This window comes from Streptomyces sp. S.PNR 29 (assembly GCF_030386795.1).
Lineage (GTDB): Bacteria > Actinomycetota > Actinomycetes > Streptomycetales > Streptomycetaceae > Streptomyces.
In genome coordinates, this window is record NZ_JANUQM010000001.1 from 1 (window position 1) to 23,910 (window position 23,910).

General features: G+C 71.1%; 23 protein-coding genes and 1 rRNA gene. 17 read left to right on the top strand and 7 right to left on the bottom strand.

Annotated features, from left to right (window positions below):
- The 4 genes from rrf to NW895_RS00020 all read left to right on the top strand — a co-directional run.
- Positions 1 to 85: ribosomal RNA gene (gene rrf, locus NW895_RS00005) — 5S ribosomal RNA — on the top strand; the annotation flags it as partial.
- 61 nt (positions 86 to 146) lie between these two features.
- On the top strand, positions 147 to 791 hold the full coding sequence (locus NW895_RS00010; RefSeq protein WP_289932864.1) for an HAD family hydrolase: 645 nt from the start codon (positions 147 to 149) through the stop codon (positions 789 to 791).
- Between the two features lie 80 nt (positions 792 to 871).
- On the top strand, positions 872 to 2,086 hold the full coding sequence (locus NW895_RS00015; RefSeq protein WP_289932865.1) for an MFS transporter: 1,215 nt from the start codon (positions 872 to 874) through the stop codon (positions 2,084 to 2,086).
- Complete coding sequence (locus NW895_RS00020) at positions 2,037 to 3,218, top strand: acetoin utilization protein AcuC (protein WP_289932866.1); 1,182 nt, start codon at positions 2,037 to 2,039, stop codon at positions 3,216 to 3,218. The genes NW895_RS00015 and NW895_RS00020 overlap by 50 nt, the downstream gene beginning before the upstream one ends.
- A gap of 88 nt (positions 3,219 to 3,306) precedes the next feature.
- On the opposite strand, the gene NW895_RS00025 is transcribed toward NW895_RS00020, so the two are convergent.
- Entirely contained in the window at positions 3,307 to 3,732 is a 426-nt protein-coding gene (locus tag NW895_RS00025; protein ID WP_289932867.1) for a spore-associated protein A, read from the bottom strand.
- Positions 3,733 to 3,962: 230 nt separating this feature from the next.
- Here NW895_RS00025 and NW895_RS00030 point away from each other — a divergent pair, with 230 nt between their 5' ends.
- From NW895_RS00030 to NW895_RS00050, 5 genes are all read left to right on the top strand, one after another.
- Positions 3,963 to 4,778, top strand: coding sequence for a phosphatase (locus NW895_RS00030; RefSeq protein WP_289932868.1), 816 nt, complete (start codon positions 3,963 to 3,965; stop codon positions 4,776 to 4,778).
- Positions 4,779 to 4,907: 129 nt separating this feature from the next.
- Entirely contained in the window at positions 4,908 to 5,120 is a 213-nt protein-coding gene (locus tag NW895_RS00035) for a helix-turn-helix domain-containing protein (RefSeq protein WP_004984898.1), read from the top strand.
- 154 nt (positions 5,121 to 5,274) lie between these two features.
- Positions 5,275 to 5,373: an AURKAIP1/COX24 domain-containing protein gene (locus tag NW895_RS00040; RefSeq protein WP_003948845.1), complete on the top strand. Its 99-nt coding sequence runs from the start codon at positions 5,275 to 5,277 to the stop codon at positions 5,371 to 5,373.
- Positions 5,374 to 5,618: 245 nt separating this feature from the next.
- Complete coding sequence (locus NW895_RS00045; protein ID WP_289932869.1) at positions 5,619 to 6,680, top strand: NAD-dependent epimerase/dehydratase family protein; 1,062 nt, start codon at positions 5,619 to 5,621, stop codon at positions 6,678 to 6,680.
- A gap of 13 nt (positions 6,681 to 6,693) precedes the next feature.
- Positions 6,694 to 7,746 (top strand): lysophospholipid acyltransferase family protein, encoded by a 1,053-nt coding sequence (locus NW895_RS00050; RefSeq protein WP_289932870.1) that lies wholly within the window; start codon positions 6,694 to 6,696, stop codon positions 7,744 to 7,746.
- A gap of 69 nt (positions 7,747 to 7,815) precedes the next feature.
- On the opposite strand, the gene NW895_RS00055 is transcribed toward NW895_RS00050, so the two are convergent.
- The 3 genes from NW895_RS00055 to NW895_RS00065 form a co-directional block, all read right to left on the bottom strand.
- Positions 7,816 to 9,039: a DUF5667 domain-containing protein gene (locus NW895_RS00055; protein ID WP_289932871.1), complete on the bottom strand. Its 1,224-nt coding sequence runs from the start codon at positions 9,037 to 9,039 to the stop codon at positions 7,816 to 7,818.
- A gap of 235 nt (positions 9,040 to 9,274) precedes the next feature.
- Positions 9,275 to 10,048, bottom strand: coding sequence for an ECF subfamily RNA polymerase sigma factor, BldN family (locus NW895_RS00060; protein ID WP_289932872.1), 774 nt, complete (start codon positions 10,046 to 10,048; stop codon positions 9,275 to 9,277).
- A gap of 409 nt (positions 10,049 to 10,457) precedes the next feature.
- A complete protein-coding gene (locus tag NW895_RS00065) occupies positions 10,458 to 11,387 on the bottom strand; it encodes an HAD-IB family hydrolase (protein ID WP_289932874.1) in 930 nt (309 codons plus the stop codon).
- A 185-nt stretch (positions 11,388 to 11,572) separates the two neighbouring features.
- On the opposite strand from NW895_RS00065, the gene NW895_RS00070 reads away from it, so the two are divergent.
- The 5 genes from NW895_RS00070 to NW895_RS00090 all read left to right on the top strand — a co-directional run bounded on the left by NW895_RS00070 (position 11,573) and on the right by NW895_RS00090 (position 17,247).
- Entirely contained in the window at positions 11,573 to 11,857 is a 285-nt protein-coding gene (locus NW895_RS00070; RefSeq protein ID WP_289932875.1) for a glutaredoxin family protein, read from the top strand.
- A gap of 257 nt (positions 11,858 to 12,114) precedes the next feature.
- The gene (locus tag NW895_RS00075; RefSeq protein WP_289932876.1) at positions 12,115 to 12,873 is read left to right on the top strand and encodes a redox-sensing transcriptional repressor Rex; all 759 of its coding nucleotides are present in this window, start codon (positions 12,115 to 12,117) and stop codon (positions 12,871 to 12,873) included.
- Positions 12,870 to 14,582: a glutamyl-tRNA reductase gene (locus tag NW895_RS00080; RefSeq protein ID WP_289932878.1), complete on the top strand. Its 1,713-nt coding sequence runs from the start codon at positions 12,870 to 12,872 to the stop codon at positions 14,580 to 14,582. The genes NW895_RS00075 and NW895_RS00080 overlap by 4 nt, the downstream gene beginning before the upstream one ends.
- A complete protein-coding gene (gene hemC, locus NW895_RS00085; protein WP_289932879.1) occupies positions 14,579 to 15,553 on the top strand; it encodes a hydroxymethylbilane synthase in 975 nt (324 codons plus the stop codon). The genes NW895_RS00080 and hemC overlap by 4 nt, the downstream gene beginning before the upstream one ends.
- Complete coding sequence (locus NW895_RS00090; protein WP_289932880.1) at positions 15,550 to 17,247, top strand: bifunctional uroporphyrinogen-III C-methyltransferase/uroporphyrinogen-III synthase; 1,698 nt, start codon at positions 15,550 to 15,552, stop codon at positions 17,245 to 17,247. The genes hemC and NW895_RS00090 overlap by 4 nt, the downstream gene beginning before the upstream one ends.
- Positions 17,248 to 17,317: 70 nt before the next feature.
- Here the strand turns inward: NW895_RS00090 and NW895_RS00095 are convergent, their stop codons facing one another.
- On the bottom strand, positions 17,318 to 18,703 hold the full coding sequence (locus tag NW895_RS00095) for an FAD-binding oxidoreductase (RefSeq protein ID WP_289932881.1): 1,386 nt from the start codon (positions 18,701 to 18,703) through the stop codon (positions 17,318 to 17,320).
- Between the two features lie 222 nt (positions 18,704 to 18,925).
- Here NW895_RS00095 and hemB point away from each other — a divergent pair, with 222 nt between their 5' ends.
- A complete protein-coding gene (gene hemB, locus NW895_RS00100) occupies positions 18,926 to 19,918 on the top strand; it encodes a porphobilinogen synthase (protein WP_289932882.1) in 993 nt (330 codons plus the stop codon).
- Between the two features lie 21 nt (positions 19,919 to 19,939).
- On the opposite strand, the gene NW895_RS00105 is transcribed toward hemB, so the two are convergent.
- The gene (locus NW895_RS00105; protein ID WP_289932884.1) at positions 19,940 to 20,602 is read right to left on the bottom strand and encodes a YceI family protein; all 663 of its coding nucleotides are present in this window, start codon (positions 20,600 to 20,602) and stop codon (positions 19,940 to 19,942) included.
- A 315-nt stretch (positions 20,603 to 20,917) separates the two neighbouring features.
- Between NW895_RS00105 and NW895_RS00110 the strand changes: the two genes are divergently transcribed.
- Together NW895_RS00110 and NW895_RS00115 are read left to right on the top strand one after the other, a co-directional pair.
- Complete coding sequence (locus NW895_RS00110; RefSeq protein ID WP_289932885.1) at positions 20,918 to 22,123, top strand: PLP-dependent aminotransferase family protein; 1,206 nt, start codon at positions 20,918 to 20,920, stop codon at positions 22,121 to 22,123.
- Positions 22,124 to 22,215: 92 nt separating this feature from the next.
- Positions 22,216 to 23,055: an arylamine N-acetyltransferase gene (locus NW895_RS00115; RefSeq protein WP_289932886.1), complete on the top strand. Its 840-nt coding sequence runs from the start codon at positions 22,216 to 22,218 to the stop codon at positions 23,053 to 23,055.
- A 12-nt stretch (positions 23,056 to 23,067) separates the two neighbouring features.
- On the opposite strand, the gene NW895_RS00120 is transcribed toward NW895_RS00115, so the two are convergent.
- Positions 23,068 to 23,856: a DUF4253 domain-containing protein gene (locus tag NW895_RS00120; protein ID WP_289932888.1), complete on the bottom strand. Its 789-nt coding sequence runs from the start codon at positions 23,854 to 23,856 to the stop codon at positions 23,068 to 23,070.
- Positions 23,857 to 23,910: the final 54 nt, after the last annotated feature.

Genomic DNA, 23,910 nt, shown 5'->3' on the forward strand with positions numbered 1-23,910 from the left:
TTACATTCCGAACCCGGAAGCTAAGCCTTACAGCGCCGATGGTACTGCAGGGGGGACCCTGTGGGAGAGTAGGACGCCGCCGAACAAATATTGGGAAAACCCCGCACCGTACCGGTGCGGGGTTTTTCGCGTTTAGGCTCGTAGGCATGCGCTATGACCTTGTCATCTTCGACAACGACGGTGTTCTCGTCGACAGCGAACCGATCTCGAACCGGCTGCTCGCCGCCCATCTGACCGAGCTCGGGCACCCGACGTCGTACGAGGACTCCATCCGGGACTACATGGGGTCAGCGATGCACCGGATCCATGACCTCATCCGGGAGCGGACGGGGCAGCGGTTGCCGGAGGACTTCGACGACGTCTTTCACGGGCGGGTATTCGCGGCGTTCGCGCGGGAGTTGGAGCCGGTGGACGGCGTCGTCGGGGTGCTGGAGAAGCTGGCGGCGGACGAGACGCCGTACTGTGTGGCGTCCTCCGGGAGCCATGAGCGGATTCGGGTGGGGCATCGGAAGACCGGGCTCGATCGGTGGTTCGACGACGGGCGGATCTTCAGCTCGGAGGATGTGGGGCGCGGGAAGCCGGCGCCGGATCTGTTCCTGCACGCCGCCGAACGGATGGGAGTCGCGCCGGAACGGTGTGTCGTGGTCGAGGACAGCCCGCTCGGGGTGCGGGCGGCGGTCGCGGCCGGGATGGACGTCTACGGGTTCACGGCCATGACACCTGCCGCCAAGCTCGCGGGGGCCACCGGACTCTTCGGTGCCATGGGAGAGTTGGCCGACCTGCTGGCGTGACCGGGCGCAGCTGAAGCTGAGCGAGATTCACCTTTGGCTGGATCTACCCACGAGTACGCCGGGGCCTTACGCTCGCCGCCATGACTGATGTGCTGCGGCGCGGCAGGGCCTCGCTGGCGTTGAGCTTCTTCGCGCAGGGGGTTGCCTTTGCTCTGCTCGTGACGCGGATCCCGGCCATCCAGGACCGGTACGGCGTATCCGATGCGCTGCTGCCCGCCTTCCTGGCCGCGGTGCCGATTCTCGCCGGTGTCGGGAGTGTGGCGACCGAACGGCTGGTGAGGAGGGTTCCGCCCAGTCGGCTGTTGCGCTGGTCCCAGCCGGTGGTGCTCCTGGCGCTGCTCGGTGTCGGGGCGGGTGAGCGGATGGTCGAGCTGGGGATCGCGCTCGCCGCGTTCGGGCTCGCGGTGGGGGCCTTGGACGCGTCGATGAACATGCTCGGGGTGAGTCTGCAGCGGTCGTACGGGCGCAGCATCATGCTCAGCTTCCACGCGGCCTACAGCCTGGGCGGCATTGTGGGGGCCTCGCTGGCCTGGGTGGGGGCGCACTGGCAGCTGGCGCTGTGGGTGTCGTATCTGCCGGTCGTGGTGGTGCTGTTGCCGGCCGTCCTGGCCGGGAGCCGGGGGTATGTCGACGGGGATGCCGGGGCTGTGGAGGAGGTGGACGGGGGCGAGGCCGGCACCGTCGTCTTCAAAGCGCTGTTGCCGCTGTGTCTGGTCATGACCTTCGCGTACATCGGGGACTCGACGGTCTCCAACTGGAGCGCGAAGTATCTGCAGGACGTGCTGGGGAGTTCGGAGCAGCTGGCCACGGTTCCGTACAACGTGTACATGGTGACCACGCTGCTGGGGCGGGCCATCGGGGACTTCGGGGTGCGGCGGTTCGGGGCCGCGGGGGTCGTGCGCGGTGGGGCGCTGGTGGCCGCGGCCGGGTTCGCGGTGGTGGCCGGGGCGCCCGGGGCGTGGGTGGGGATGCTCGGGTTCACCCTGTTGGGGCTGGGGTTGTGTGTGCTGGTGCCGCAGACTTTCGCAGCGGCCGGACGGTTGTTTCCGGGGGCCTCCGACGCGGCCATCGCCCGGCTGAATGTCTTCAACTATGTGGGGTTCCTGATCGGTTCTCCGTTGGTGGGGGCGTTGGGGGACGCGTGGAACTACCGCGGGGCCATGCTCGTACCGATGGTGTTGGTGCTGGTGACGTTGGTGTATGCCAGGTCGTTCGGTGCTCAACAGGACCGATACGGTGGCGGGCATGAGCGGCCGCGCACAGCTGATGTGGGACGAGGCAGTAACGGGCTATGACTTCGGTCCGGGGCATCCGATGGACCCGGTCCGGCTCGCCCTGACCCGGAGACTGGTCGGCGCCTTCGGGCTCGACCGCGAGGTGGAGGTGGTCGCGGCGAAGGCGGCCGGGGAGTCGACGCTGCGGCTGGTCCACCGGGAGGACTACATCGAGGCCGTGAAGGCGGCTTCAGCGGACCCCCGGGTGGCGGACCAGTCGTACGGGCTGGGGACCATGGACGATCCGGCGTTCGCGGGAATGCACGAGGTGTCCTCGCTGATCGCCGGGCAGTCGGTGGGGGCGGCTGAGGCGGTGTGGCGCGGGGAGGCGCTGCATGCGGTGAACTTCGCGGGCGGGCTGCATCATGCGATGCCGGCCGGGGCGTCGGGGTTCTGCATCTACAACGACGCCTCGCTGGCGATCGCGCGGTTGCTGGAGTTGGGGGCCGAGCGGGTGGCGTACGTCGACGTCGACGTGCATCACGGGGATGGCGTGCAGGCGGCGTTCTGGGAGGATCCGCGGGTTCTGACGATCTCGCTGCACGAGCATCCGCGGACCTTGTTTCCGCAGACCGGGTGGCCGGAGGAGACGGGGGCGGACTCGGCGGAGGGGTCGGCCGCGAATGTGGCGTTGCCGGCGGGGACCGGGGACGCGGGGTGGCTGCGGGCGTTTCACGCCGTCGTACCGGAGCTGATCGCCGACTTCCGGCCGCAGGTGCTGGTGACTCAGCACGGTGCCGACACGCACTTCGAGGATCCGTTGGCGCATCTGGCCGTGTCGCTGGATGCGCAGCGGGCTGTGCAGGTGGCGTGCCATGACCTGGCGCACGAGTACGCCGACGGGCGGTGGGTGGCGCTGGGCGGGGGCGGTTACGCGGTGGTCGATGTCGTGCCGCGGTCCTGGACCCATCTGGTGGGGATCGCCGCGGGGCGGCCCGTGGAGCCCGAGGCGATGATCCCGGAGGGGTGGCGGCAGGAGGTGTTCGCTCGGACGCGGCAGTTGGCGCCGGTGCGGATGACAGATGGGCGGTGGCCGGTGTCGTGGGTTGGCTGGGAGGCGGGGTACGACCCCGCTGATCGCTTGGATCAGGCTGTGGTGGCGGCTCGGCGGGCGGTGTTTCCGTTGCGGGGGTTGCTGGCCGACGGGATCTGAGGGGCTGCGCTGTGGGAGTGGGGCGCGAGGTCCGGCGCCGGGCGGGGGGTGCCGCCCCGGCGGCACGGCACCCCGTTCTCCGTACCCGTCAGCCGCAGTGCCCGTAGTCGCTCCCCGACGCCGTGCCGATCTGGCCGGTCCACTGGACGCAGTAGCCGCGGGAGCTGAGGTAGACCGGGCCGGCATAGGTCGTGTACTGGTCCGCGTCGGAGGCCCAGGTGTCCTCCAGCTCGGGGATCTCCAGCTTGACGCTCATGAGGATTTTCGCGCCCGGCGTGTTGCGGATGGTCACGGCGCAGTTCTTGCCGGTGGACTCGTTCCAGGTCAGGTAGACGGTGCCGACGTTGCCGACCGGCGTGGAGTCGATGACCTTGTAGCCGGTGCCGCAGACGCCGTTGTACGCGGCGGCCGGCGCGCTGGGGGCCGCGGATGCCGGGGCGGTGGCGGCGACCGTGCCGCCGATGGTCAGGGCGGCGAGGGCGGTGGCGGCCGAGGCCCGACGGGACAGCTTCATGGTCTTCACGGTGTTCCCCCTGTGGTGATGGTCGATGTGCGTGGCTCTGCGGACGCCCGGTCAACTGGCGTTCGGCGTACACGTGTTGTGAGACCAGGCAGTCCGCAGGACAGTTGTGGGCCGTTGTGTCGCCGTTCTGTCACCGCTGTCACCGTCGCTGTTACGCCGACTGTGCGGTGTTTGCCTGTTCCCCCTCCGTCGTCCCCTCTCCGTCCGCCACCATCACTCCCGTGCTGACCCCCGCAGCTCTTCGCGCGCACCTCCTGGCCGCCCGTCTCGCCGGGGTCGTGGCGACCACGCGGGAGGAGAGCCTGCGGAGCTATCGGTTGTTCGCCGCCCGGGACCCCCGTGTCGTGATCGGGGTCGATCCCGAAGGTGAGTGGGGGCAGCGGGACCTGATCGCGTTGATGGCGGACAGGTGTGGAGTTTCGGCCGATCCATGGCATATTTCAGGTCAGGATGTGATCGATCCGGAGCGGACCGTGGCCGCCCTGGACGCGTTCGCCGAGCGGCTCACCGCGGTTGCACGGCGTGGCGGCCCGGTCCTCCTCGGCACCGGCCATCCGCACCGACTGCTCGGCTTCTACGCCGCCTTGGCGGACGCGCTGTCGGCGGCGGGATGTGCCGTCCTCACACCCGCGCAGGGTCGCTGTGTCGACATAACGACCCGGTTCGGCCTACGTACGTACAACCTCGCCTACGTACGAGGAGTCGCGCTGGTGCGGGCACCCGGCGCTTCCCGCCCCGGTTGTGAGCCCGGCGCACACACCCACAGCCCCCTCCCGGTTCGTACCGCGCTGGCCGCGGCGGCGGAGGCCGGCGGGCCGCTTCCGGAGCTGGTGATCGGAGACCACGGATGGGTCTGCGGAGCAGGTCAGCTGGGGTTTGAGGCCATCGGGCTGGCCGATACCGACGATCCGGCTCCGTTCGTCGGTGAGGCCGAGGGGTCCGTGTCCGTCGTCGTTCCACTTGATGACGCTGTGCGGTCTGCTTACTACCGTCCGCTTACCCGCTACGTACTCAATCGGGCGTGTCTGTCACAGTAGTCCGTCGATGGGTGCACCTCTTCCCCACTTGCATCACCCGCCCCTACATTGGGGAGTGAGCACGCAGCGACGAAGAGTCACCGGAAGGGGAAGCCGGTGGCCGTCGAGTGCGGAAGGTTCAGGTGTGTCATGGCTGCAGCTGGCGAAAGGCCTCTGAACGAGGTTCAGTTCCTTACCGTGGCGGAAGTCGCCTCGGTGATGCGAGTGTCCAAGATGACCGTGTACCGGCTGGTGCACAGCGGTCATCTGCCCGCGATCCGGGTCGGACGGTCGTTCCGTGTCCCGGAGCAAGCGGTTCACGAGTACCTCCGCGAGAGCTATGTGGGGGTGGAAACGGCCTGAGGCGACTGGGGGAGAGGTCCTCAGGGCACTCTCGGATCTCTCCCGACCTCTCGATTTATGACCTCAGCACTCGGGCGGGTAGGCTAGCCCCTCGTAGGTCGTGTGGGCCCATGGCGCCCAAACACCGAGTGATGAGAAGTGAGCGAGGGTAGTCGTGGGCTCTGTTATCAAGAAGCGGCGCAAGCGGATGGCCAAGAAGAAGCACCGCAAGCTGCTCAAGCGCACGCGCGTTCAGCGTCGCAACAAGAAGTAGGCGACGCCGCGAGAGCGTGTTCCGTGGCCCCCCACCGCACCCGGTGGGGGGCCACACGCGTCTGCGGGACAGCCGGCGGCAGCCGGCGGCTTGGCTCCGTCCGGTCGTACGACCGCGCATTCTCGTCCCTTCGGGCCTCGGGCGGTCATCACAGCGCAACATCAACCCGCTAAGTTGGCCCGCAGCGGGGGAACGCGGCAGGGTACGAGCAGCGAAGCGACGAGTGCGGAAGGAAGGCGCTGATCTTGGGGAAGGTCGTGCTCGTCACCGGAGTGGCCCGTCAGCTGGGGGGCCGGTTCGTACGACGCATCCAGCGTGACCCCGACGTCGACCGGGTCGTCGCCGTCGACGCGGTTCCGCCCGAGCACCACCTGGGCGGCGCCGACTTCATACAGGCCGACATCCGGCAGCCCACCATCGGGCGGGTGCTCGCCGAGACGGGCGCGGACACGATCGTCCACCTGGACGTGACGGGGACGCCGCTGGGCGGCGGTAACCGGGCCTCGGTCAAGGAGACCAACGTCATCGGCACCATGCAGCTGCTCGGTGCCTGCCAGAAGTCCCCGTCCGTGAAGCGGCTCGTGGTCAAGTCCAGTACGAACGTGTACGGGTCGGCGCCCCGCGACCCGGCCGTCTTCACCGAGACGACCCCGCCCAAGTCGCTGCCCAGCGGCGGCTTCGCGAAGGACACGGTCGAGGTCGAGGGGTACGTCCGCGGCTTCGCGCGCCGCCGGCCCGACGTGGCGGTGTGTGTGCTGCGGTTCGCCAACATCCTGGGCCCGTCCGCGGACACGCCGCTCGCCTCGTACTTCTCGCTGCCGGTCCTGCCGACCGTGTTCGGTTACGACCCGCGGTTGCAGTTCGTGCACGAGGACGACGTGATCGAGGTGCTGCGGATCGCCTCGCACGAGCCACGGCGGGGCACGCTCAACAGCGGCACCTTCAACATCGCCGGCGACGGCGTCCTGCTGCTCTCCCAGTGCTCCAGGCGGCTGGGCCGCCCCACGGTGCCGCTGCTGCTGCCCGCGGTCACCTGGGCCGGCTCACTGGTGCGTACGCTGGGTATGACGGACTTCTCTCCGGAGCAGATCCGGCTGCTCACCCACGGCCGGGTCGTGGCGACGGACCAGATGCGCGAGACGCTGGGTTTTCAGCCGAAATACACCACGGCAGAAACGTTCGCGGACTTCGCGCGCAGCCGCGGACCGGGACTGCTTCCGCCGGAGGCCCTTGCGGGGGCCGTCGACCGGATCGCCGCGCTGTCCTTCCGCGACAGCGGCCACCCTCCGACGCAGAGCGCCAACTGAGGAGCGCATCACGATGGCGGATGCCAAGGTCATTCCGTTCGACGACGATCGGCCCCGCGGGAGCGCCGTACAGCGTCCGCAGCGCCGCCGGAGCGCGGGGAGCCGGCGTCAGGACACGGAGTCCGCGCGGGTACGTGAGGTCCAGCCCCTGCCCACCAGGGGCGTTTCGCAGGATGATGTCCATGTGACGCCTGAGGAGAAGCCGCTCGATCAGCCGCGGGACGAGGGCGGCCTGGAGCGGCGCATCGCGAGCGGCCTGGCCTTCCTGCGCCGCCGCCTCACCGGCGACTACGAGGTCGACGACTTCGGCTACGACGCCGATCTCACCGACCAGGTGCTGATGTCCCTGCTGCGCCCGGTGTACGACAACTACTTCCGGGTCGAGGTCAAGGGCATCGAGAACATCCCGTCCGAGGGCGGCGCCCTGATCGTCGCCAACCACTCCGGGACGCTTCCGCTGGACGGCCTGATGATGCAGGTCGCCGTCCACGACCATCACCCGGACGGCCGTCATCTGCGCCTCCTCGCGGCCGACCTGGTCTTCGTCCTGCCGGTCGTCAACGAGCTCGCCCGCAAGCTGGGCCACACCCTGGCGTGCGCGGAGGACGCCGAACGGCTCCTCGGGCAGGGTGAGCTGGTCGGGGTGATGCCGGAGGGTTTCAAGGGCATCGGCAAGCCCTTCAGCGAGCGCTACAAGCTGCAGCGCTTCGGCCGCGGCGGTTTCGTGTCCACGGCCCTGCGACAGGGCGCGCCGATCGTGCCGTGCTCGATCGTCGGGGCCGAGGAGATCTACCCGATGATCGGCAACGCCAAGACGCTGGCGCGCCTGCTGGGCTTTCCGTACTTCCCGATCACGCCGACGTTCCCGTGGCTGGGCCCGCTCGGTGCGATTCCGTTGCCGACCAAGTGGACGATCCAGTTCGGTGAGCCGATTCCCACGGATGGTTATCCGCCGGAGGCGGCGGAGGACCCGATGCTGATGTTCAACCTGACGGACCAGGTCAGGGAACAGATCCAGCACACGCTGTACAAGCTGCTGGTGCAGCGTAGGTCGGTGTTCTTCTGACCTGGACGACAGGCGGTACGACAACGGGGGCGCCCTTCCTGGAAGGGCGCCCCCGTCGGTGTGCGGGCTTCAGTCGGTGTCCTCGCCGTCGATGCCCAGGCCGGGGAGCAGACCCGGGAGCAGCGGGGGGACGGTGACGTCGGGCTGGGTGGTGGGCGTCTTGTCGCCCGCGGACGGTGACGCGCTGGCGCTGTCCTTCGGGGGGTCGAGCAGGCCGCCGGTGCTGCCGCCGAGCAGGCCGTCGCTCTGGTGGCCGGAGTCGGCGGACTTGCTGGGGCTGCCGGTGCGGCCGGTGTCGGACGAGCTGCCGGTGCTGGGTGCCGCCGGGCGGTCGGAGCCGGATGTGCCGGTGGACGCGGAGCCGGAACCGCCCTTGCGCTTGCCGTCGCCGCCGCCCTTGGCCGGGGGCTTGGGGAGCAGGGACTGCAGCGGGGCGACCTCTTGGTCTATGGCGGCGAAGACCGACGACACCTGCTCACTGACGTCCCCGAGCTGGACGGGCAGCTTCTTGCGCAGTGCCCCCCAGGCCTCGCGGTGGGAGCGTGAGAAGGCGGAGAGGGCCTGGATGGGGGCCAGGGAGCCGGGGTCGCGCTCGTAGGCCGCGGCGAGCAGACGGTGGCCCTCGGAGGCGTCGTGCTGCATGCCGGACAGGGCGCGGCGGATCTCGCCGAGGGACTCGTGGTCGAGGGGGCCGCCGCGGCCGCGCTCCATGAGCCGGCGTGCCTCGCTCAGTCGTGTGGATGCCTGGTCGAGGTAGACCCGGCCGCGCTCGCCGTCTCCGTCGGCGAGGCCGAGTTTGACGTCCTCGATGCTGCGCTTGAGCCCGTAGAGCGAGTCACCGGGCAGCGCGTCGGAACTGGCAGCGGCGACTCCGCCGAGGGCTCCGGCGGCCACACCGACGCTGAGCCCGCCCGCGGTGAGGCCCTTGGCCAGCCGCGAACGCGGGCGGAGCTTGCCCAGTGGGGACGCCCGGTGGGCGCCGCGGGTCCGGCGCTGTGCGGGCACCGAAGGGTCCGCTGCCTCGCCTCCCGCGCCCTCCTGCAGCATGGCCTCGAACGCGGCCACCAGCTGGGCCCGCTGAACGACCTTGACCTCGGGGTCCAGCTCGGGTTTGGGCAGCGCGTCGAGACCGGCGGCGAGGGCCACCAGACGCCCCTGCCCGGTCTGCTCCGCAGCGGGCTCGGCCGGTGCCGGTCCTTCGGACTGTTCGGCCGCCGTGCTCCGACCGGACTGCTCCTCCAGAGCTTGGGCGAAGGCGCTCGCCCGCCGGTGCGCCGATACGTTCGCGATCACTGGCGGCACCTCCTCTCGTCATGACGGTCGACTCCCCGGAGGGTTCTGAGGGTTGCACACCCTGACCACAGCCACACCGTCGAGTGATCGGTGTCGGCCAGGGGGTGACCACAGGGAGCCTGCATCCCGCACAACGAGCGGCGCGGCACATGGGTTACGGACGACGGATGAACGGACCGCGAAAGCAACGGACCCTCACCGATGGTGAGTTGAGGATTGCGCAGTGTGTGCGAACTCAGCGCGCGTCGTCGGGCAGGAGCCGGGCGAGGGTGCGGACGGCCCGGTACTGGAGGGTCTTGATGGCGCCCTCGTTCTTGCCCATCACTCGGGCGGTCTCGGCGACGGAGAGGCCCTGGAGGAAGCGGAGCGTCACGCACTCCTGCTGCTGGGGGTTGAGGCGCCGCACGGCGTCGAGGAGGGTGGCGTTGGAAAGGGACTCCAGGACGGAGTCCTCCGGGGACCGCTCCACCTCGTTCGCGTCGAGCATCTCGCCGGTGGTCACTTCGAGCCGGAACCGGCTCGACTTGAAGTGGTCGGCGACCAGATTGCGGGCGATGGTGACCAGCCAGGCGCCGAAGTCGCGCCCCTGCCAGGTGAACGTCCCGATGCGGCGCAGCGCCCGCAGAAAGGTCTCGCTCGTCAGGTCCTCGGCGGTCGCCTTGCCGCCCACCCGGTAGTAGATGTACCGGTACACGGTGTCGCTGTACTGGTCGTAGAGCCGGCCGAAGGCCTCGGCCTCACCGGCCTGGGCGCGCTCGACGAGGTCCATCATCCGGGCGCTGTCGCTGTCCGCGGCGGGGCGGCGAGCGGTGGCGGCACCGGCCGGGCGCCCTCGTCTGCCGACGGCGGCGCTGCCGTCGGCGAGCGCGTAGCACGGGCCGACGGGGCCGGTGGCTACGGCGAGGGCGGGGACGGCGTACGCGGTGGGGACGAAGCCGCGCAACAGGTCGAGGACCGTTGCGCGCAGCGTAGCCAGGCCCGAGGCGTCAACCCCGACGTGTGGGTACACGGGACTCCCAGAGGCAGAGCTTCCATCACGTGCAGTGCGGGACCGTTCACCCGTCGTGGCGACGGAGGGGTACCGGTTTGCGTCTGAGGAGAATAACGCTTCGTGCAGGCGCTGCTACACCCAGTTGCTCAAATCATCGATTACGTCGCTTACGTAACCGATTGGCGCTCGATCAAGTGCCGTTCTTTGATCGGTTATTGAGCGGAAGGGTTCGTGTTTCGGGTGGGTGCGGGCGTGTTGTGGCCGGGTGCAGGCTGGGGGGACTGGGCGGGGGGTCGCGGGGGTACGTCAGTTGGATTGGCCGGTGGGCCGCGGTGCGCTGCAGCCCGGCGCGCGCACCCCCACGCACCCGCACCCGCCACGGCCCCGACCCACCCACCACCCGCAGGCGCGGCGCGTACCCGTCCCCCTACCGCCTCCGCCGGTGCAATGCGATCGCCGCCGCAGTCCCCCCGGCCACCGCGCCCACCCCGGCCGCCGCCGGGATGCCGACCTTCGCCGCCTTCCGTCCCGTGCGGTAATCGCGCAGGCGCCAGTCCAGCCGGCGGGCGTGTTTGCGCAGTTTCGAGTCGGGATTGATCGCGTAGGGGTGCCCGACCAGGGACAGCATCGGAATGTCGTTGTGCGAGTCGCTGTACGCGGCGCACCGGGACAGGTCCAACCCCTCCGCGGCCGCCAGCGCCCGCACCGCCTCGGCCTTGGCCGGCCCGTGCAACGGCTCCCCGACGAGCTTGCCCGTGTAGACGCCGTCGACCGACTCGGCCACCGTGCCCAGCGCGCCGGTCAGGCCCAGTCGGCGTGCGATCACCTGGGCGATCTCCACTGGCGCCGCCGTGACCAGCCACACCTTCTGGCCCGCGTCCAGGTGCGCCTGCGCCAGCGCCCGCGTCCCCGGCCAGATGCGCTCGGCCATGTACTCGTCGTAGATCTCCTCGCCGATCGACTGCAGCTCGGCGACGCGATGGCCCTTCACGATGGACAGCGCGGAGTCCCGCGCCTCCTGCATGTGTTCCGGGTCCTCGACGCCGGCCAGCCTGAACCACGCCTGCTGCCAGGCGAACCGGGCGAGGTCGCGGGTCTCGAAGAACTTCCGCTTGTACAGGCCCCGCCCGAAGTGGAACAGCGCGGCGCCCTGCATCACGGTGTTGTCCAGGTCGAAGAAGGCGGCGGCCCGGTCGTCACCGTGGACCGGGAACTCCGGCTCCTCACCCGCGGCGGGGGCGGAGACGGGAACGTCCTGAGTGGACTTGCGGGCGGCCTCCGCCGAGGCCTCGCCTGCCAACACGCTCCGCGCCGTGGCGGAGCGCCTACGGGGAGTGAGCCATCCTAGAGCGGCCATGCCCGTGAGCATAGCCAGTTTGTTCGGTGGTTCCGGAGTCGAGAGGTTTGAAGGCTGTGAACTCTCCGCGACCGTGTCGTTAAAGATGTCGGCGGATATCAGTCGAGAACGGCAGAGAGTTGATCGAACCGGCGTGTTTCCCTGGCGGTCCCGCAAGGGTTCCCCTCGGTCGCCGGAGCGCGAGAATGACCGACATGAGTCCACTCTTTCGCCGCAAGACCCCGGCCCCCCAGGACCACCTCGTCACCCTCATCGGCAAGCCGGACTGCCATCTGTGCGAGGACGCGGAACTCGTCGTCGAGAAGGTGTGTGCCGACCTCGGCGTGCCCTGGGAGCGGAAGGACATCACCCAGGACCGCCGTCTGCACGACCAGTACTGGGAGCAGATCCCCGTCGTCCTCATCGACGGCGCCCAGCACACCTTCTGGCGCGTGAACGAGGACCGCCTTCGCAAGGCGCTCACCCATTAGAATCGATGGTGATGTGGTCTCGGGGGCGTAGATCGTGAGGAGAGTGTGCGATTTTGCCCCCAATGAGAGAGGAACGCAGGTGCGAATGCGCCGGTTCCCCGCCCGCGCGCCGGGGGCGCGTGACCCCGGTCACGTTGGCCGGGCAAATCGGACACCATCTTTGTGCACGCGTTCACAAAGACATAGCCTGCTTTCGACGGGGCGGTCATGTAGGGACGTATGACCGCCTACAGCCCCGCTCTACCCGCAGGAGCACCGTGGCAACTGGCCGAACACACCGACCGGCGACCCGCAGCCGAGGGATTCCCGAGGCCACCGTCGCCCGGCTTCCGCTGTACCTCCGAGCTCTGACCGCGCTGTCGGAGCGCTCGGTGCCCACGGTCTCCTCCGAGGAGCTGGCGGCTGCGGCGGGGGTCAACTCCGCGAAGCTGCGCAAGGACTTCTCGTACCTCGGTTCCTACGGCACCCGGGGTGTCGGCTACGACGTCGAGTATCTCGTCTACCAGATCTCCCGTGAACTCGGCCTGACCCAGGACTGGCCGGTTGTGATCGTCGGTATCGGTAACCTCGGCGCCGCGCTCGCCAACTACGGCGGTTTCGCCTCCCGCGGTTTCCGGGTCGCCGCGCTGATCGACGCCGACCCCGCGCTCACCGGCAAGGCCGTCGCGGGCATCCCCGTCCAGCACAGCGACGACCTGGAGAAGATCATCCAGGACAACGGTGTGTCGATCGGCGTGATCGCCACCCCCGCCGGCGCCGCCCAGCAGGTCTGCGACCGGCTCGTGTCCGCCGGGGTCACCTCCATCCTGAACTTCGCGCCGACCGTGCTGTCGGTGCCGGACGGCGTCGACGTGCGCAAGGTCGACCTCTCCATCGAGCTGCAGATCCTCGCCTTCCACGAGCAGCGCAAGGCCGGCGAGGAGGCCGCGGCCGAGGCCGCCATACCGGCCGCCACCCGCAAGGAGTCCGCCGAGCAGGGACCCGACGGGGACGTACCCGCCGTGATGCCGGCATGAGTCTCCTCGTCGTCGGGCTGAGCCACCGCAGCGCCCCGGTCAGCGTGCTGGAGCGGGCCGCGCTGAGCGCGGACGCCCAGATCAAGCTGCTGCAGGACACGGTCGCCGCCGAACCGGCCGCCGAGGCCGCGGTGCTGGCCACCTGCAACCGCATCGAGCTGTACGCCGACGTGGACAAGTTCCACGCCGGTGTCGCCGAGCTGTCCACGCTGCTCGCCCAGCACAGCGGGGTCGGGCTGGAGGAGCTCACCCCCTACCTGTACGTGCACTACGAGGACCGGGCCGTCCACCATCTGTTCTCGGTGGCCTGCGGGCTGGACTCGATGGTCGTCGGCGAGGGGCAGATCCTCGGCCAGATCAAGGACGCCCTGGCGCAGGCGCAGGAGCTGCACACCGCCGGCCGCCTGCTGAACGACCTGTTCCAGCAGTCCCTGCGGGTCGGCAAGCGCGCCCACTCCGAGACCGGCATCGACCGCGCCGGGCAGTCCCTGGTCACCTTCGGGCTGGAGCAGCTGGCGGCCGGTGCGGCGGTCGAGCAGTGGGTGCGGGGCAAGAAGGCCCTGGTCATCGGCGCCGGTTCCATGTCCTCGCTGGCCGCCGCCACGCTGGCGCGGGCCGGGGTCGCCGAGGTCGTGATCGCCAACCGCACCTACGACCGCGCCGAGCGGCTCGCCGGGATCCTGAGCGAGGGCGACGACACGGACGTGCTGGCCCGCGCGGTACCGATGGAGTCGGTGCCGGTCGAGCTGACACGTGCCGATGTCGTGGTCTCCTGCACCGGCGCGACCGGACTCGTCCTCTCCGCCGAGGCGGTGGCGACGGCGGTCGAGGGCCGCACCGGCGAGCCCACCGCGGGCCTGGGCGACGACCCTCGTACGACCGCGCACGGCACGGACGTACCGGAAACCCCGCTGCCGCCCACGAGCGTGGGGGCCGAAGAGGGGTGCCCGCTCGATCTGACCGCCGTGCAGGCAGGTTTCTCCGTGATGGGGGAGGCCGCCGTGGCCGGCATGGACGCGGCGACGCTGGAGCAGCACGCGGCCTGGGCCGCGGGCAGCGCGGTGGACCGCCGGGAGGCCGCGCGGCGCAGTCCCGAGGCGGACGCCGAGCTGATCGGCGCGCTCGCCGCGACCGTGGCGACCGTCGGCCGGATCCCCGAGCGGCGCCGGCCCGAGCCGGTCGCGGAGATACCCCGCCCACAGCCCGTGCTGTTCCTCCTCGACCTCGCCATGCCGCGGGACATCGACGCGGCCGTGCACCGGCTGGCCGGGGTGCGCCTGGTGGACATCGAGTCGCTCGCCGAGGCATCGGCGGACGCCCCGATGGTTGCCGACGTCGACCAAGTTCGGCGTATCGTCTCCGACGAGGTCGCGGCCTTCGGGGCGGCGCAGCGGGCGGCGCACATTACGCCGACCGTGGTCGCCCTGCGCACCATGGCCGCCGACGTCGTGGCGAGCGAGATCGCCCGCCTGGAAGGGCGCCTGCCCGGCCTCGACGACAAGCACCGCGCGGAGATCACCCAGACCGTGCGGCGGGTCGTCGACAAGCTGCTGCACGCGCCGACCGTACGGGTCAAGCAGCTCGCGGCCGAGCCCGGCGGCGCCGGGTACGCGGACGCGCTGCGCACCCTGTTCGACCTCGACCAGGAGACGGTGGCCTCCGTCTCCCGGGCCGAGGACAGCACCGAGAAGAACCGAGGGCCGGCATGAGTACCAGGGCGCTGAGGCTCGGGACCAGGCGGAGCAAGCTCGCCATGGCACAGTCCGGGCAGGTGGCGGACGCCGTGCGCCGGGCGACCGGACGGCCCGTCGAACTCGTCGAGATCACCACGTACGGCGACACCTCGCGCGAACACCTCGCGCAGATCGGCGGCACGGGCGTGTTCGTCACCGCGCTGCGCGACGCGCTGCTCAGGGGCGAGGTCGACTTCGCGGTTCATTCGCTCAAGGACCTGCCGACCACGCAGCCCGAGGACCTGGTCCTGGCCGCCGTACCCGAGCGTGAGGACCCGCGCGATGTGATCGTCGCCCGGGACGCGCTGAAGTTCACCGACCTGGCCGCGTCCTCCCCGAAGGGGACAGCCCGCATCGGTACGGGCTCGCCGCGCCGGATGGCCCAGCTGAACGCGTACGCACGCGGCCACGGGCTGGACATCGAGACGGTTCCGATCCGTGGGAACGTCGACACCCGGATCGGTTTTGTACGGAAGGGTGAGCTCGATGCCGTCGTGCTCGCCGCTGCCGGACTGAACCGGATCGGCCGTAGTGATGAAGTGACCGACTTCCTGTCGGTCGACACGGTTTTGCCCGCCCCCGGCCAGGGGGCACTCGCGATCGAGTGTGCCGCGGACAACGCGGACCTCATCGCTGCGCTCGCCGTACTCGACGACCCGTTCACGCGGGCCGCCGTAACGGCCGAGCGGTCACTGCTCGCCGCCCTGGAGGCCGGTTGCAGCGCCCCTGTGGGCGCGCTGGCCGACCTGTTGGCCGACGGGCAGATTGTCAAGGAAATGCGCCTGCGGGGCGTCGTCGGGACGACCGACGGCACCACGCTGGTGCAGCTGTCCACCACCGGTCCCGTGCCCGAGACGCACGACCAGGCAACGGCGCTCGGTCGCGAACTCGCCGCCGAGATGCTCGCCGCGGGCGCGGCCGGTCTGATGGGGGAGCGAGCACATTGAGCCCCACCACCCTTCCCGCCGGTCCGGAACACGGGCACGTCACCTTCCTCGGTGCCGGACCCGGAGATCCGGGACTACTGACACTGCGCGCCGTGGAGGCGCTGGCGAACGCGGACGTTCTCGTCGCCGAGCACGAGGTGCTCGACGTCGTACGCCAGCACGCCAGGCAGGGCGTTGCCGAAGTGCACACGGACGATCCTTCCGCGGATCCGATTCCGGGCACGCCCCAGCTGACCGTTGTTGACGGCACGTCAACAACTGCTGGACCCCCCGCTGTGCGGGATGCCGCACATCTTGTCATGGAGGCCGCGCGGGGCGGCAGGCGGGTCGTGCGTGCGGTGTCCGGGGACCCCGGGCTCGACACGTACGCCGCCGAGGAGATGCTGGCCTGCGCCGCCGCGGGCGTGCCGTTCGAGGTCGTTCCGGGCATCGCCACGGCTGTCGGCGTGCCCGCGTACGCCGGTGTGCCGCTGCGCGACGCGCAGGGCGCCGACGTGCGGTTCGTGGACGCGCGGACGGCCACGGACCGGTGCTGGACGGAGGTGGGGGCGTCGGACGGGACGGTCGTCGTGTCGACGACGCTCGACTCCGTGGCCGTGGCCGCCGGTGAGCTGGTGTCCGCCGGGCGCAAGCCGGACACCCCGCTGACCGTCACCGTCGCCGGTACGACGACCCGGCAGCGGACGTGGACCGCCACGCTCGGCACGATCGCGCAGACGCTGAAGCAGGCCAAGGTGCTGCCCTCCCCGGAGGGCGGGCGGCCGGTGATAGCCGTGGTCGGTGAGCGTTCCGCCGCCGCCCAGCGCGAGCAGCTCGCGTGGTTCGAGTCCAAGCCGCTGTTCGGCTGGAAGGTGCTCGTGCCGCGGACGAAGGAGCAGGCGGCGTCGCTCTCCGACCAGCTGCGGTCGTACGGGGCCGTGCCGCACGAGGTGCCGACGATCGCCGTCGAGCCGCCGCGGACGCCTCAGCAGATGGAGCGGGCGGTCAAGGGGCTGGTGACGGGCCGCTACGAGTGGATCGCCTTCACGTCGGTGAACGCGGTCAAGGCGGTCCGGGAGAAGTTCGAGGAGTACGGGCTCGACGCGCGTGCTTTCGCGGGCATCAAGGTCGCGGCCGTGGGGGAGCAGACGGCCAAGGCGCTGATCGCCTTCGGTGTGAAGCCGGACCTGGTGCCGAGCGGGGAGCAGAGCGCGGCCGGGCTGCTGGAGGACTGGCCGCCGTACGACCCGGTCTTCGACCCGATCGACCGGGTGTTCCTGCCGCGGGCCGACATCGCCACCGAGACGCTGGTCGCCGGGCTGATCGAGCTCGGCTGGGAGGTCGACGACGTCACCGCCTACCGGACCGTGCGTGCCTCGCCACCGCCCGCGGAGACGCGGGAGGCGATCAAGGGCGGTGGGTTCGACGCCGTGCTCTTCACGTCGTCGTCCACCGTGCGGAACCTGGTGGGCATCGCCGGGAAGCCGCACAACGTCACCGTGATCGCGTGTATCGGGCCGGCCACGGCCAAGACCGCCGAGGAGCACGGGCTGCGGGTGGACGTCATGGCGCCGGAGCCGTCCGTGCACAAGCTGGCGGAGGCGCTCGCCGACTTCGGGATGAAGCGGAGAGCCGCGGCGGTCGAGGCCGGGGACCCGGTCACGCGGCCCAGCGAGCGGCGGCCCGGGGCGCGGCGGCGGCGTTCGACGACGTGAGCTGAGGCGGAGCGCGGGTGCGCTCCGCCGTACAAGCCCCGCTCAGTGCCGCGCGGCGTACCCCGGAGTTCTACGCGGGGCTCACCGTGTGGCCGTGGCGCAGCAGGTTTCTCGGGTCGTACGTCGCCTTGTCGTGGCGGAGGCGTTCGTAGACCTCCGGAGTCCAGGCTCGGGCACGGTCGCTCTCGTCGCCCGGGGTGCCGTGGATGTTGACCATGGTGCGGCCCGTGCTCCACGGGGCCATCGTGGTGTGGAGTGCCGCCGTCGCCTGCTCGATGGCCTCGGCGGCCGGTGGGGTGGCCAGGACACCGACGGTCTCCATGATGTACAGCGCGTCGCGGGCGCAGATGGCGTCCTCGACTGCGGACGGGCGGGCCAGTGCGCCGCCCATGTGGCGCACCTCGACCATCAGCAGCGGGCAGTCGGCGGCCGTGGGGCCCGCCTGGTCCAGGAGGGTGCTGAGGGCCTCGGGAGGCAGGTCGCGGAGCAGGAGGCTGGACTCCCTCGCGGGGAGCGGGTCCTGCGGTTCGATGTGGATGCGGTCCAGGGCCGCGTGGTCCATCTCCTCCACCGTGTCGACGGCGACCGGCGCGACCGTGCGGAGCGGTGCGATCAGGGCCTCGCCCTCGGCCGGATCGCCGGGCCAGGCGAGCGCGACGCGGGCCCAGAAGCCGCCGCGCAGCGGTTCGGGGATCTGCGGGATGGGCGGCAGACGGAGGATGGTGAAGGCGCTGCACATCTCGTCCGGCACCGTCCGCGTCCAGTCGACCCAGGCGCGCAGCAGCGCCTCGGCGTGCTCGCCGGGGCAGTAGATGCCGCCGCCGAGGAGGCGGGGCAGGGGGAGCAGGTCGGTGACGAGGGAGGTGACCACCCCTACGTTGCCCTTGCCGCCGCGCAGCGCCCAGAAGAGTTCCGGCTCGTGCAGGGCGTCCGTCTCGTGGAGGACTCCGTCCGGCGTGACGACCTGGAAGGAGCGGACGCGGTCGGCCGTGTAGCCGTAGGCGCGGCCGAGGACCGGCAGCCCGCCGCCCAGCGTGTAGCCGACCACGCCCGCGTCCGTGGAGGTGCCGCTGAGCCCGGCGAGACCGTGCGGCGCGCCCGCCGCCATGACGTGGCTCCACTTCGCGCCCGCGGCGACCGTCGCGGTGCGCTCGGCCGGGTCGATCCGTACGTCGGTCATGCGGGCGGTGCTGATCAGCAGCCCGTGGTCGATGGGGAAGTTGGCGCCGTGGCCGGTGGCCTGGACGGCGACCGGGGTGCCGGTGGCGGACGCCCAGCGCATCGCGGTCACGACGTCGTCGGCGCCGGCCGCCGCGACCACCACGTCGGGGGTGTGCAGCGCGGCCAGGTTGAAGCCGGCGACCTCCTCGGCGTAGCCGTCGTCGCCGGGGCGCAGGACGGGGCCGCGGATCTCGGAGAGGGCGAAGAGGTCGGGGGTGTGGTGGGGGGCGGTCATCGCGTCCTCCTGGAGCGCGTGCGTACGGGGCTGCGCGGGGAGGGACGGCGGCGGTGGGCGTTCAGGCGTCGGTGAGCGGCCGGCGGAAGAGCGGGGCGGGCCGTCGGTCCTTCGCGTTCTCTTTTCAGCTTCGCCCTGCGCTGTGCGGCCCGCATGCGGGGGCCGTCCGCGCCGACGCAGCGTCGGCAAAGGGGGTGCCGGGGCGGGCGTAGCGTAGGTGGCATGACGACGTACGGATCTTTTCCCGGCACGCGGCCGCGGCGTCTGCGGACCACCCCCGCCATGCGTCGGATGGTCGCCGAGACGAGGCTGCACCCCGCCGATTTCATCCTCCCGGCCTTCGTGCGCGAGGGCGTCAGCGAACCGGTGCCGATCGAGGCGATGCCGGGGGTCGTGCAGCACACCCGGGACAGCCTGAAGAAGGCGGCCGCGGAGGCGGTGGCGGCGGGGGTCTCCGGGATCATGCTGTTCGGTGTGCCGGAGGAGTCGAAGAAGGACGCGCTCGGTACGCCGGGGACCGATCCGGACGGGATTCTGCAGGTCGCCATCCGGGACGTACGGGCCGAGGTCGGGGACGATCTGCTCGTCATGTCCGATCTGTGCCTCGACGAGACGACGGATCACGGGCACTGCGGGGTGCTCGATGAGCAGGGGCGGGTCGACAACGACGCGACTTTGGAGCGGTACGCCGAGATGGCGCAGGTGCAGGCCGACGCCGGGGCCCATGTGGTGGGCCCCAGCGGGATGATGGACGGGCAGATCGGGGTCGTCCGTGACGCCCTCGACCAGATCGGGCGCGAGGACGTCGCCATCCTCGCCTACACCGCCAAGTACGCCTCCGCCTTCTACGGGCCGTTCCGGGAGGCCGTGGCCTCCTCGCTGAAGGGCGACCGGAAGACCTACCAGCAGGACCCGGCGAACGTCCGGGAGTCGCTGCGGGAGCTGGCGCTGGACCTGGAGGAAGGCGCCGACATGGTGATGGTCAAGCCTGCCGGGCCCTACCTCGACATCCTCGCGCGGGTCGCGGACGCCGTCGACGTGCCGGTCGCCGCCTACCAGATCTCCGGCGAGTACTCGATGATCGAGGCCGCCGCCGAGAAGGGCTGGATCGACCGGGACCGGGCGATCCTGGAGACGCTGACCGGGATCAAGCGGGCGGGGGCGCGGAACATCCTCACCTACTGGGCCACCGAGGCGGCCCAGAAGCTCGGCTGAAAACCGCCGTGCCGACCGCGCTCAGCCTGCCGAGGGCAGGGCGCGGATCGCGGCGATGTCGAACTGCAGGCGGACCTTCTCACTCACCATCGCGCCGCCCGAGGCCAGCCTGTTGTCGTAGGTCAGGCCCCATTCCGACCGGTTGATGGTGGTGGTGCCGTCGAAGCCGACCCGTTCGTAGCCGAAGGGGTCGGTGACATGGCCTATGTAGGCCAGCTCCAGTACGACGGGGCGGGTGACGGCCTTGATGGTGAGGTCGCCGTTCATGCGGTACAGGTCGTCGCCCGCGAGCTGCACGGACGTGCTGGTGAACCGCATGTGGGGGTACCTCGCGGCGTCCAGGAAGTCACGGTGGACCAGGTGGGCGTCGCGCTGCTCCACACCCGTGTCGACGCTGGCGGTGGACAGCATGATCTCGGCCCGCGACCGGGCGGGGTCGCGGCCGTCGAAGTAGAGCCGGCTCTCGTATTCCGTGAAGCAGCCGCGCACGGTGGTCACCATGGCGTGCCGGACGGAGAAGCCGATCCGGCTGTGCGCGGGGTCGATCATCCATTCGCCGGTCAGATCCGCCAGGGCGGGGTCCGGCAGGACGGCTGTGGGGGAGGTCGGCGAGCCCGCGGTGCCCTCTGGGGCGGCGGACGTCGCCTGGCGGCGGGACAGCACGCCGCGGCTGAACAAGTTCATGATTCATCTGGTTACTGCACGACGGTTATTCGCTGCAACCTCACCGGAATGAGACTCCTCGAAATCCGCACCGGCTATTCACCGTGGCGTACGGCGGTCTGTCCCGCCATTTCCCATGACGACCCGGTTGTTTTTCATTTCGGGATATCGGCGACAAAGACCCGCGTCGGCGATCGGTTCCCGGGGCGCTGCCGCACCTCCCGCGTCCTTGGGCGGCCGGTGTCCGGATCCCGGAAATCTATCTGTAGGCGGCACGTACTTCTCTAGGCTGCGGGCACGAGCATCACCTCGTCACGCAGCCGAAGGAGCCGTTTCATGACCGTCACCGAGCCCGCCCCCGCCACCCCCGTGCCGCCGCTCGCCGCGCGGGCCCGGTCGATCGGCGGTTCGCCGGTACGGGACATCCTGGCCGTGACCGCCCGCCCCGAGGTCATCAACTTCGCGGGCGGGCTGCCCGCGCCGGAGCTGTTCGACGCGGAGGGCATCGCCGCCGCCTACCGGGCCGTGCTGGAGGAGATGCCCGCCCAGGCGCTGCAGTACTCCACGACGGAGGGTGAGCCGGGGCTGCGGGCCGCGCTCGCCGCCCGTACGGCCGCCCGCGGTCTGCCCACCCACCCCGACGACCTGCTCGTCACCAGCGGCTCTCAGCAGGCGCTGTCCCTGCTCACCACCGCGCTGGTCGAACCCGGCGAGACCGTCCTCGTCGAGAACCCCTGCTACCTGGCGGCCCTTCAGGCCTTCGGCTTCGCCGGCGCCCGCGTGGTCGCCGTGCCCTCGGACGCGCACGGGATCGACCCGGAGGCGCTGGAGGAACTGGTGGTGCGTGAACGCCCCAAGCTGCTCTACACCGTGCCGACCTTCCAGAACCCCACCGGCCGCACCCTGCCCGCCGACCGCCGCGCCGCCATAGCCTCCGTCGCCGCCCGGCACGGGCTGTGGATCGTCGAGGACGACCCGTACGGCGAACTGCGCTTCGAGGGCGAGCGGGTGCCGTGGATCGCCTCCTACGAGGACGCCCGGGACCGGACCGCACTGCTGGGCTCCTTCTCCAAGGTCATGGCGCCCGGCCTGCGGCTCGGCTGGCTGCGGGCGCCCGCCGGGCTGCGCCGCGCCTGCGCGGTGGCCAAGCAGGCCGCCGACCTGCACACCCCGACCGTCAACCAGCTCGCCGCCGCGCGGTACCTGGCGGACCGGGACCTGGACGCGCACGTGGCGCGGGTGGCCGGCGCCTACCGGGAGCGGCGCGACGCCATGCTCGCCGGACTGGCGGACGCCCTCCCCGCGGGCTCCCGTTGGAACCGTCCCGAGGGCGGCATGTTCCTGTGGGCCCGCCTGCCGGAGTCGTACGACACCACAGCCCTGCTGCCCACGGTGGTGCGGCAGGACGTGGCCTACGTCCCCGGCGCGCCCTTCTACGCCGGCGACCCCGACCGCTCGACACTGCGGCTGTGCTTCGTGACGCAGACGCCGGAGGAGATCGGGGAGGGGCTGCGCAGGCTGGGGGAGGGGCTGCGGGCCTGAGCCCTGCCGTCATGGCGTAGGCCGAAAGGCGGAGGCCGACATCCGGCGGGAGGCCGCGGACGAGGTGGGCCGGGGATACCTAGGGTGAAGGCATGTCCGACACCGTGGAGATCAGGCAGTCAGACCTCGACGCGTATTTCAGGCGGATCGGTTGGGAGGGGGAGCGGCGGCCGGACGCGGCGACGCTGCGGGGGGTGCACCTCGCGCACATCCGGGGCATCCCGTTCGAGAACCTGGACGCCCTGGGCGGTACGGCGCCCTCCCTCGACCCCGACGACCTCCTGGCCAAGCTGGTCCACAGCCGGCGCGGCGGCTACTGCTACGAGCACAACACGCTGCTGTCGCTCGCCCTGGAGGCGCTGGGCTTCCGGGTGACCCGGCTGGCCGCGCGGGTCGTCGTCGGCGCGGACCGCGTCGAGAGCCGCCCGCGCACCCATATGGCGCTGCTGGTCGAGGCGCCGGGCGACCCGCAGCCGTACCTGACCGATGTCGGCTTCGGAGCGATCGGCGCGCTGCTGGAGCCGGTGCCGCTGACGGCCGGCACCGAGTTCCACGACGCCGGCCGTCGGCACCGGCTGACGCACGCACCGCACGGCGGGCCGCTGGAGCTGTGGGTGCTGGAGGCGTACGTCCCCGGGAAGGGCGACTGGGAGCGTCAGTACGCCTTCACCCTGGAGCCGTTCGAGAAGCCCGACTTCGAGGTCATCAACTGGCACATCGGTACGAACCCGCGCTCCCCGTTCACCCAGCGCCCTTACGTGCAGCGCGTCACCGCGGAGCGCCACCTCCTCCTCAACGGCCGTCTCCTCACCGAGACCCGCGCCGACGGCACCGTCACCGAGCGGGAGCTCACGGACGAGGCGGAGGTGCGGCGGCTCCTGGACGAGGAGTTCGCCATCACCGCTCCGGAGGGGCTCACTCTCCTCGGGTGACGCCCCTGACGGTCAGTCCCACCAGAAGTGCCAGACCGGCTGGCCGAGGACCTGCCGTTCGGCGTAGGCGCGCAGGGTCGTGTCGCCGCCCTGCCGGATGTTGTCCGGGCAGAACGCGAAGTGCTCGGCGGCGACGGCCTCCGCCTGGGCCAGGGTCGTGGGCGGGGCCGCGACGGACACCAGCAGGCGGTCGAAGCCGAGCGCCACGACCCGTATGCCGAACCGGTCCTCCCAGGAGCGGAGGACCGCGCCGAGGCGGGCCGTGTCGTTCTCGTGGTTCGCGGGGACCATCCAGCCGATCGCGGCCGGGAGGTCGGCGCTGCGGCGGGCGGGGACCAGGGCCGGACGCGGGTCCTTGAGCGGGCCGCCGCCGTCCAGGAGGACGTCCGCGAAGCCGGCGGCGACGGAGTCCGGGTCCTTGCCCTGGTCGGCGGCGGCGTCGGCCGGTCCGGGCCATTCCTCGCCCTCCGCCGCGCACGCCTCCCAGAACTCGGCCAGCACCTCCTCGGCGTCGTGATCGCCCGGGTACGACATCGCCCCGGGCGTCAACTCCCAGTCCTCCGGCCCGCCATGGCCGCCACCGACGTCGACGAGCACCGGCAGCAGACCGGCACGCCGCGCGGACGCCAGCGCCGTCCAGCCGCCGGGCACCGCCGGTTCGTCCGCGCACCACAGCAACGGCTCGTGCCACGGCCCCTCGTCGGTCGCGTCGATCAGTCTCCCGGCCGGGAGTTCGAGCCCGAGCACACCACCGCTCGGGTCGGCCGCCAGCTTGGGCAGCGGGTTCGGAAGTGTCGCCATGCCGCCGACTGTAGGGGGCGGCACTGACAACGGGTCTTCTGGTGGGTGTCAGTG

Excerpts from the sequence above, each read along its gene's own strand:
- NW895_RS00010 (WP_289932864.1), top strand. The coding sequence starts at position 147 with ATGCGCTATGACCTTGTCATCTTCGACAACGACGGTGTTCTCGTCGAC.
- NW895_RS00105 (WP_289932884.1), bottom strand. The coding sequence starts at position 20,602 with ATGAACTTGTTCAGCCGCGGCGTGCTGTCCCGCCGCCAGGCGACGTCC.
- NW895_RS00080 (WP_289932878.1), top strand. The coding sequence starts at position 12,870 with ATGAGTCTCCTCGTCGTCGGGCTGAGCCACCGCAGCGCCCCGGTCAGC.
- NW895_RS00120 (WP_289932888.1), bottom strand. The coding sequence starts at position 23,856 with ATGGCGACACTTCCGAACCCGCTGCCCAAGCTGGCGGCCGACCCGAGC.
- NW895_RS00065 (WP_289932874.1), bottom strand. The coding sequence starts at position 11,387 with ATGGCCGCTCTAGGATGGCTCACTCCCCGTAGGCGCTCCGCCACGGCG.
- NW895_RS00070 (WP_289932875.1), top strand. The coding sequence starts at position 11,573 with ATGACCGACATGAGTCCACTCTTTCGCCGCAAGACCCCGGCCCCCCAG.
- NW895_RS00035 (WP_004984898.1), top strand. The coding sequence starts at position 4,908 with ATGGCTGCAGCTGGCGAAAGGCCTCTGAACGAGGTTCAGTTCCTTACC.
- NW895_RS00050 (WP_289932870.1), top strand. The coding sequence starts at position 6,694 with ATGGCGGATGCCAAGGTCATTCCGTTCGACGACGATCGGCCCCGCGGG.
- NW895_RS00095 (WP_289932881.1), bottom strand. The coding sequence starts at position 18,703 with ATGACCGCCCCCCACCACACCCCCGACCTCTTCGCCCTCTCCGAGATC.
- hemC (WP_289932879.1), top strand. The coding sequence starts at position 14,579 with ATGAGTACCAGGGCGCTGAGGCTCGGGACCAGGCGGAGCAAGCTCGCC.
- NW895_RS00025 (WP_289932867.1), bottom strand. The coding sequence starts at position 3,732 with ATGAAGCTGTCCCGTCGGGCCTCGGCCGCCACCGCCCTCGCCGCCCTG.
- NW895_RS00115 (WP_289932886.1), top strand. The coding sequence starts at position 22,216 with ATGTCCGACACCGTGGAGATCAGGCAGTCAGACCTCGACGCGTATTTC.
- NW895_RS00110 (WP_289932885.1), top strand. The coding sequence starts at position 20,918 with ATGACCGTCACCGAGCCCGCCCCCGCCACCCCCGTGCCGCCGCTCGCC.
- NW895_RS00020 (WP_289932866.1), top strand. The coding sequence starts at position 2,037 with ATGAGCGGCCGCGCACAGCTGATGTGGGACGAGGCAGTAACGGGCTAT.
- hemB (WP_289932882.1), top strand. The coding sequence starts at position 18,926 with ATGACGACGTACGGATCTTTTCCCGGCACGCGGCCGCGGCGTCTGCGG.
- NW895_RS00015 (WP_289932865.1), top strand. The coding sequence starts at position 872 with ATGACTGATGTGCTGCGGCGCGGCAGGGCCTCGCTGGCGTTGAGCTTC.